The 8,631-nt window shown below is 70.4% G+C and carries 7 protein-coding genes; 4 read left to right on the top strand and 3 right to left on the bottom strand.

Features of this window, described 5'->3' with window-relative positions; genetic code table 11:
• On the top strand, positions 1-555 hold a 555-nt coding region (locus tag A9X05_RS18680; protein ID WP_156736824.1), incomplete at its 5' end, for an SAM-dependent methyltransferase.
• Between the two features lie 173 nt (positions 556-728).
• Complete coding sequence (locus A9X05_RS18675; protein WP_231972830.1) at positions 729-1,652, top strand: NAD(P)-dependent alcohol dehydrogenase; 924 nt, start codon at positions 729-731, stop codon at positions 1,650-1,652.
• 56 nt (positions 1,653-1,708) lie between these two features.
• Here A9X05_RS18675 and A9X05_RS18670 read toward each other — a convergent pair whose 3' ends face one another.
• Positions 1,709-2,476: a TVP38/TMEM64 family protein gene (locus tag A9X05_RS18670; protein WP_067783286.1), complete on the bottom strand. Its 768-nt coding sequence runs from the start codon at positions 2,474-2,476 to the stop codon at positions 1,709-1,711.
• Between the two features lie 88 nt (positions 2,477-2,564).
• On the opposite strand from A9X05_RS18670, the gene A9X05_RS18665 reads away from it, so the two are divergent.
• Together A9X05_RS18665 and A9X05_RS18660 are read left to right on the top strand one after the other, a co-directional pair.
• Positions 2,565-3,683 carry a DUF2235 domain-containing protein gene (locus A9X05_RS18665; protein ID WP_067754740.1) on the top strand — a complete coding sequence of 373 codons (1,119 nt, stop codon included), beginning with the start codon at positions 2,565-2,567 and terminating at the stop codon, positions 3,681-3,683.
• A gap of 13 nt (positions 3,684-3,696) precedes the next feature.
• Positions 3,697-4,257 carry a phospholipase D-like domain-containing protein gene (locus A9X05_RS18660; RefSeq protein ID WP_067783283.1) on the top strand — a complete coding sequence of 187 codons (561 nt, stop codon included), beginning with the start codon at positions 3,697-3,699 and terminating at the stop codon, positions 4,255-4,257.
• A 13-nt stretch (positions 4,258-4,270) separates the two neighbouring features.
• On the opposite strand, the gene recD is transcribed toward A9X05_RS18660, so the two are convergent.
• Positions 4,271-5,980 carry an exodeoxyribonuclease V subunit alpha gene (gene recD / locus A9X05_RS18655; protein WP_067783281.1) on the bottom strand — a complete coding sequence of 570 codons (1,710 nt, stop codon included), beginning with the start codon at positions 5,978-5,980 and terminating at the stop codon, positions 4,271-4,273.
• A partial coding sequence (gene recB / locus A9X05_RS18650; protein ID WP_067783278.1) for an exodeoxyribonuclease V subunit beta occupies positions 5,977-8,631 on the bottom strand: 2,655 nt, incomplete at its 5' end. The genes recD and recB, both read right to left, overlap by 4 nt.

The following is an 8,631-nucleotide window of genomic DNA, read 5'->3' as shown; positions in this document are numbered from 1 at the left end:
GATCAGCCCCGGGTGCTGGACTTCAAATTGTCGACGCTGACCGAACACGGGGCAGAGCCCGCGTGCAACCGGGTCGCCGTCCCGGTCGACCTGCGCCACGATTGGCCGACGGCCTTGCGCGGCGCGGGTTTTGACCCGTCGGCGCCCAGTGTGTGGTCCGCCGAGGGGCTGATGCCCTACCTGCCGGCCACCGCCCAGGAGCTGCTGTTCGACCGCGTGCACGCGCTCACCGCCCCCGGCAGCCGGGTGGCCGTGGAGGCGCTCGGACCGAAGTTCCTCGACCCCGAGTTCCGCGCCAAGCGTCGCGAGCGGATGGACCGGGTCCGCGCGCTGATGGCGCGCGTCGACCCGGACCGGCAGGTGCCGAGGACCGACGAGCTGTGGTACTTCGAGGAGCGCGAGGACGTCGGCGACTGGTTCCGCCGCCACGGCTGGAGCGTGACGGTCACGCCGGCCGACGAGCTGATGGCCGGCTACGCGCGCACGGCGGCCACGGAGGTCGCGGATGCGGTGCCGGGCAACCTGTTCGTGGCCGCGGAGCGCCCGCAGAGCTAGAGCAGGGCGCGGCATCCGCGGTAGTGGATCGCGCGCTCACGTGGTCACGCCCTAGCGCACCGCCCCAGGTAAGGAGCGCCCCGATGCGGGTATACCGATTCGACAACTCACGTGGACTCGACGGTCTGGAGATGAGTGACGAGCCCATCCCCGCCCCGCAACGCGGTGAACTGTTGCTCAAGATCCGGGCGGTGTCACTGAACTATCGCGACATCGCGATCCCGCTGGGGCGCTACGTGCGCGACAGCAAGTCCGGTCTCGTGCCGTGCAGCGACGCTGCCGCCGAAGTGGCCGAGGCCGGTGAAGGCGTTGACGACTACCACCCGGGCGACCGCGTCATGAGCATATTCCAGCCCAGGTGGTTCGGCGGCCCGCTACCGGCGACGGCGAACTCCGACAGCTACGGCAGCGGGCAAGATGGCTGGCTCACCGAATACAAAGTGGTATCGCGGGAATCGGTGGTAGCCACGCCGGACGCCTTGACCGACGAACAGGCAGCGACACTGCCCTGCGCGGCTGTCACCGCCTGGAATGCGCTGGGCGGCCCCACGCCGATCCGCGCCGGCCAGACTGTGTTGACCCTCGGTTCGGGCGGTGTCTCCGTCTTTGCCCTTCAACTGGCCAAACTGCTGGGTGCTCGGGTCATCGCGACGACGTCGAGCCTCGAGAAAGCACGGGCCCTGACGGCGTTGGGGGCCGACGATGTCATCAACTACCGCGACCACCCGCAGTGGAGTGAGCGGGTCCGCGCCCTGACCGACGGCCGAGGCGTCGATCGCGTCGTCGAAGTCGGCGGCCCAGCCACCATCGACCAGTCTTTACGGGCGGTCGCGATTGGCGGAGAGGTGACGCTGATTGGCTTCCTCAGTGAAGCCAACCCCGGCATCGACTACTTCCTCCTCAAGGGCGCCGGCGCGACAACCCGGTCGATCACGGTCGGGGACCGCGGCGATACGCAGGAACTGGTGCGCGCAGTCGGCGCCACGGGAATGCAGCCGGTGATCGACCGGGTTTTCGAATTCGATGATGCCGCAGCGGCGTTCAACCGAATCGCGGAAGGCGCGCACCTCGGGAAGATCGTCATCCGAGTGGGCTGACCAGCGTCGGGGGTTGCCTCGCTGCCTCGAGCCGCTCACCACCGCGACGCTGTCATCTATCGGTGGCGGCCGGACCGCTGAGGTGCATCGTCGTCGCCGCCCTCTCCTTGGGCGCCGCGCGCGTGGGCGCGCCACCGTTGAAATCCGCGGCGCGCGGCGAACGCGCCGACGATCGCCGACACGCACCACACCGCGATCGCCGCGTACGCCAACGGCGACGATCGGTTGCCGATCGACGCGCCCAGCGCGGTGTAGACGAACGCGCGCGGCACGGAACCGACGAACGAGCCAATGACCATCTGCCACAAGGGCACCCCGAACGCCCCGAAGGCATACGACGCGAACGCATCGGAGATGCCCGGGACGAATCGCTGGCCGACGACCGCCCACAGCCCGCGCCGCTCGATAAGCGCGTCGATGCGGTCGGTGCGTTTGGTGCCCAGCAGCGCCCGGGCGCTGTCGCGCCCGGCCCGCCGGCCGATGAGGCTCGCGACGATCGCGGTGCCTACCGTCGCGCCGAGCGTCACGAAGATGCCGAGGAGGGGGCCGAACAGCAGTCCGCTGGCCGCGGCCAGGATCGAGCCCGGCACGAACAGCGCGCCGAGCACGGCCGACGCCAGCACGTAGGCCAGCGGCGCGGCCGGCCCCGTCGCGGAGACCACGCGTCGCACGTCGTCCACGTGGATGACGCGCGCGATGGCCACCAGGTAGAACATCAGGAGCAGGAAGGCGACGAACACGCCGAGGCGCACGATGTGGACGCGCCGGGATGCGGGTGCCGGTGTCGGCGCGGAGTCGTCGTCGTCGTCGTTGTTGTTGTCCATGCTGACCGCGATTCTTCCGCACCGTGCGCGGCCGTCGTAGAGTGCCACACATCAGGGAGTCGCATACCTGTGAGAGGCGTTCTTCGAGATGTCCGAGCACCCTGAGCGACCGCGCGGCAAGCGGATCGTCGTCTGCCTCGACGGCACCGCCAACCAGATCGGGGCCGGCAACCTCACCAATGTCGCCAAGCTGTTCGAGATGTTGGACAAGGACGATCCGGCCGCCCAACTCGCCTACTACGACCCCGGCGTCGGCACGCTGGCGCCCGCATCGGCGCACTCGTCGCTGTCGCGCACAATCGACCTGCTGATCGAGAAGGCGTTCGGCCTGGGCCTGAAAGGCAATGTGGCGCAGGCGTACCGGTACGTGATGCAGCACTGGCGCCCGGGCGACGCGCTCTACATCTTCGGCTTCAGCCGCGGCGCCTACACCGCGCGCGCGTTGGCCGGCATGCTGCTGCGGCCGGGGTTGCTGCGGCCCGGTTCGGAGAACCTGCTGCCGTACGCGGTCGAAAAGTACGCCATCAACCGATATTTCACCGAGGACGAGTACGCCCACTGGGCCGAGTTCGCCCGCGCGTTCTGCTGGCGCACCGAGGGCGAGCCGCTGTTTTCGACTGTGCGGCAGAACAGCCCAAATCAGGTCTGGCACCACGCGGTGCCGGTCGCCTACCTCGGCCTGTGGGACACCGTGAAGGCGGCCGGCTTCCTGAGGTTCGGCAACCTGCGCTGGCCCTACACCCGCTCGCTGCCCAACGTCGCGCGCATCCGCCACGCCGTCTCGATCGACGAACGTCGCCGGCCCTATCGCGAATACCTTGTCGAACGCCATCCGCTGGGGCTGGAGGAACGCTGGTTCGCCGGCGTGCACGCCGACGTCGGCGGAACGTTCATGCCCGATCACCGGCTCGCGACGATCGCGCTGAAGTGGGTCACCGACGGAATCGCCGGCGAACTCGCGATCGACGCAGCGGCCTACCGGCAGCAGTGCGCGGTGACCGAAGACTTCGCGGACGCGCCGATCCACCACAACGGCAAGCTCTGGTACCTGGTCGGCTGCCGGCGCCGGCCGATGGGTCCCGACGCGCTGGTGCATCCGAGCGTGCTGGTGCGCCGTCGCGACAACCCCGGCTACTTACCGAACCTGACCGAGGAGGCGCAACGGCTCAGCGCCGACCCGGCCGACTGGACGTCTCCCGCGATGTAAAGGAGAAACCGCCATGGCACTGCGTTCGCTCACCGAGTTGGACCAATACAAAGCCGCGCCGTTCCCGCCCGGCTACCCCGACGACACGCGAACCTTCTACAGCCCGGTCGACCAGGTGCACGAGGCGCTCAAGGCCCTGCTGACGTCGGCCAACAAAAGCATCGTGGTGGCGATGTACGGCTACGATGACGCCGAACTGAATTCGGTGCTGCAGTCGGCGCTGAAGGACGAAAAGATGTACGTGCAAATGAGTCTCGACTCCACCCAGGCCGCGGGGAAGTCCGAGCGGGCTCTGCTGGCCCCGTGGCTCAATGACAAGATCGGCAACAGCATCGCCATCGGGCACAGCGAGAAGTCGGCGATCATGCATTTGAAGATGGTGATCATCGACGGCGTCGACGTCATCACCGGTTCGACCAACTGGTCCACCGGCGGAGAATCCAAGCAGGACAACCAACTCACCGTGATCCGCGACCCGTATGTCTGCGCGGAGGCCCGTTCGCGGATCGACATCATCCACGACGTGATGCTCAAGCAGATGGCCGCCGGCGCGCAATCCGGAGGCGCGCACTAGGGCGACGCCGCACTCAGGACGACTGCAGCCGCTGGGCCAGCCCGCTCGCGCGCACCGCCCGGCGGTCGATGGCCGCCCGCACCGACGCCTCGGTGCCGGCCACCCGGACCTTGGCCTTCGCCCGGGTCACGGCCGTGTAGAACAACTCCCGGGTCAGCAGCCGCGAATCCTCCGGCGGCATCAGCACCGTCACCTCGCCGGCCTGGCTGCCCTGGCTCTTGTGGATCGTCATGGCGTGCATGGTCTCGATGTCCGTGAGCCGGCTGGTCGCGAAGCTCAACGTTCCGGTGGCGCCGGCGATGACCGCCCGCAACCCGTCGTCGCCGACCACGACCACCCCGGTGTCGCCGTTGTAGACCTTGAGCCCATAGTCGTTGGCGGTCACCAACAATGGCCGGCCCGCATACCACGCGGACGACGGTTGCTGACCAGTCTCCTCCGCGAGCCAGCGCTCTACCTGCCGGTTCCAGTGCGACACTCCGTAGGGGCCGCGCCGGTGCGCGCACAACAGCCGGTGCTCGTCGAGTGACGCCAGCGCCGCCCCGGTGGCGCCGAGGACGGCGGCCTGCCGCACCCGCAGCGCGTGCGATACCAGCACCGGGCGCAGCCGGTCGGCCGGCCCGTCGGAATCGAGCCACTCGACGTGCTCGCCGCCGGCCCGCAGCAGCCCCATCACGCGGTCCGCGTCGCCGACCCGGATCGCCTCGGCCAGCGCGCCGATCGACTCGCCGAATCGATGCGGTGTGCGCAGCGCCGCCACCCGCACGTCGGCTCGCGCCGTCAGCCCGTCCACCAGGTCGGCCAGCACCGCGCCGGCCTCCACCGAGGCCAGCTGGTCGGGGTCGCCCACCAGGATCAGCCGCGTATCCGGCCGCACCGCCTCCAGCAGCCGGGCCATCATCGTCAGCGACACCATCGACGTCTCGTCCACGACGATCACGTCGTGCGGGAGTCGGTTGCCGCGATTGTGCTTGAACCGCACCGACGTATCCGGCCGCGAACCCAGCAGCCGGTGCAGCGTCGTCGCCGGCAGCCCGGCCAGCCGGCCCCGGTCCGCCGCGTCCAGCCTCTGCACCTCGGCGGCGACCGCCTCGGCGAGCCGCGCCGCGGCCTTGCCCGTCGGTGCGGCCAGCGCGATTCGGGGCCGCGGCAACCCGGCGCTCTCGGCCTGCGCGGCGAGTAGCGCCAGCAACCGCGCCACCGTCGTGGTCTTGCCCGTCCCGGGGCCCCCCGTAAGCACCGTAACCGCTTGCGAGACAGCTATTTCCGCGGCCGCACGCTGTTCCTCGTAACCCGGGGGGAAAAGCCGATCCAAGTCCGGGGCGTCGCCCCTTACCCCGGGCATGGAGAGCGCGAGCAGGTCGGCGCACACCTGCTGTTCCTCGAGCCAGTACCGGTCCAGGTACAGAAGTTCACCGAACAGCCGCAGCACCGGCGGGGACCCGAGCAGCGGGCTGGCTCGCACGGCGGCCATCCAGCCGGCCGGGTCGGGCCACGGCAGGTCGGCGGCGCCGACCTGCGCCGCCACCGCCCGCAGGTCCACGCATACCGAACCGCTGCGCAGCGCCCGCACCAGCAGCGCGACCGCCAGCGCAACCCGTTCGTCGGGCTCGCCCGCGAGCGCCGTAAGCCGCTGCGCCACATGGACATCGGCGGCCTCGAACACGCCGGCGTCGGTGTACGTCCGCAGCAGGCCCTCGGCGGTGATCGCCTCCAGCGTCACGCGACCGCCCTCCCATCGAGCAGGTCCGACAGCTCGGCTGTCAACGAGGCGGGCGGCCGCCAGCTGAACACTCCCGACGGATGACCGCCGACCACGGGGGTGGCCGCGCCGCACATTCCGCGCACGAACAGGTACAGGACACCGCCGAGATGCGCCTCGGGGTCGTATCCCGGCACGCGCCACCGCAGGAACCGGTGCAGCACAACGCTGTACAGCAGCGCCTGCAGCGGATAATCCGAATGCAGCATCGCCTCGACCAAGCGCGGCCGGTCGTAGTCGGCGGATGTCAACGGCCGGTCGGGGTCGCCGAGCCAGTTGGTCTTGTAGTCGACCACCAGGTAGCGGTGCCCCCCGCCGTCGGGCACCCGCAACACGGCGTCGACCGAACCGGTCAGATAGCCGCGCAACGGCTGGTCGCCGAGCGGGGGGCTCGCCAGGCGGTCGGCATAGGACGCCAGCGCGTCATCGGCCGGTAGGTGCGCACGCAACAACGCGGCCGTGTCCGCCAGCCGGATCTCGGGTGCGGTGGAACGCAGATCGCCACCGGCGAGCGGGAATTCGAAGTCCAGCTCGCGCAGTCGGTCCGAGAGCCCAATGCGCCGCAGCGTCAGGTCGCCGGCCAGCGGTCCCAGCGGCGTGTCATGCATCGGCACCATGGCCGCCGCGAGCTCGTCGGCGCGCACGTCGACCGGCCACCACACCGAGTGGGTGCGGATGTGCGCCTCGAGCTCGGCGGCCAGATCGGTGGCCAGCGGGTCGGCCGTCTCGAGCACGGCGTGCACCAGCGTGCCGAACTTCGCGCCCATCGGCAGGTCCGCCATCGGCGACGGCACCTGGCGCCCGGACGCGTTCTGCGCCAACGGTATTTCGCCGGCCTCGTCGTCCAGCTCGGTGACCTCCGGCTCGCTGCTGACGCCCACGCCCGCGGAGTTTTCCGCGACCCGGGTGAGACCGGAGTAGGAGGTGCGCCGCCACCCGGTGTCAATTGCGCGGTGAAAGTAGCGGCTGTCGAGGTCGGCCGGCACCGGCGCCGGCGGCGCGGACGGCGCGGCGGCCACCACCGACCGCTCGATCACCGGGCCGCCCGCCGCCTCCCATTCCCGCAGGCGGTCAAGGGCGTCGTCGTCGGGGATCTTCGCCGGCTCGCATCGGTCCGGCACGCACGGCTCTGAAGGCCGCCGGCCGCGCAGCAGCCGCGACAGCCCGCCGTTGGGTTCGTCGAACGCCGGCGACCACCACGCGACGACCTGCGACTGGGCCCGGGTCAGGGCCACATAGGTCAAGCGGCTGTCGTCGCTGGCGTCCTCCTTGCGGCCGAGTACCTCGACGGCCTTGAAGTCCGGGCTGTCCTTGCCGCCGATGTGCAGGCAGCGCACGCCGGCGTCGTGGAACAACACCACGTCGCGGTCCTGGGTGTTGCGGTTGAACGCGAACGGCAGATACACGATCGGGTATTGCAGGCCCTTGCTGACGAACACCGTCATGATCTGCACCGCGGCCGCATCGCTGTCCAGGCGCCGGTTGCGTTCGGGCGCACCGGCGCGTTCCTCGCGCTGCCTGCGCAGCCAGTCGCGCAGCGCCGGCAGGCTGGAGCGCTCGCGGTGGGCGACGTCCTGAAGCAGCTGCGCGACGTGGGTCAGGTCGGTCATGTGGCGTTCGCCGCCGCGGGCGGCCAGCACCCGGTCGGCCATCCCCGAAAGCTGCGCGGCCTCGAAGATGGCGGCGACGCCGCGCTCGCGCGCGTGGCCGGCCCACTCCCGCAGGGTTTCCGCGACCCGGTCGGTCAGCGCGTCACCGCCGGCCGCCAACGATTGCGCGGTCTCGCCGAAGAACATGGTGGCCGCCGCGGCGCGCACCATTCCCGGCCGGTGCGGCTGGTCGAATGCCTCCAGCAGGCAGAGCCAGTCTTCGGCCGCGTCCGAGCCGAAAACGTCGGAGTCGCCGGTGTACACCGCCGGCACGCCCGCGTCGCACAACGCCTTGAAGCAGGCGGCCGCGTCCTTGTGCTTCTCCACGATCACGGCGATGTCGCGGGCCTGCAGCGGCCTGCCCGCGAACGTCGCGCCGGCCGCCAGCAGGGCGCGGATGTCGGCGGCCAGGTCGGCGCCGATGTGGGCCCGCAGCTCGTCGATGGGCAGGTTCTGAATCCCGCTGCGCCCCAGGGTCGCTCGCTGGACCACCCGCAACCGGAACGGGTCGTTGTGCGGGGCGCCGGCGAGCCGGTGGCCCCGATGGTAGGCGTCGACGTCGTCCACGACGATCGCGGGATCGCCGAGTTGGGCGCCCCGCAGCACCACCTGCAGGCGCTCGACGAGCGCCGCGTCGCTGCGCCAATTGGTGGCCAGCGTCCTCTTCTCGCCCGCCGTCTCGGCCGCCCGCAGATAGGTCACGATGTCGCCGCCACGAAACGCGTAGATGGCCTGCTTGGGATCACCGATCAGGATCAGCGTGGAGCGCCCGCTGAACGCGCGGTCGATCACCTGCCACTGCACCGGGTCGGTGTCCTGGAACTCGTCGACCATCACGATGGGCCAGCGGTGGTGCATGCGCACCCGAGCGGGGGAATCGTCGGTGGCCAGCGCGTCGGCGAGCCGGCTCAGCAGGTCGTCGTAGTCCAGGACGCCCAGCCGGCGCTTGCGGGTGTCCAGTTC

It is taken from the genome of Mycobacterium sp. E3298 (assembly GCF_001666895.1).
GTDB lineage: Bacteria > Actinomycetota > Actinomycetes > Mycobacteriales > Mycobacteriaceae > Mycobacterium.
This window is presented reverse-complemented; position numbering and strand designations above follow the sequence as displayed.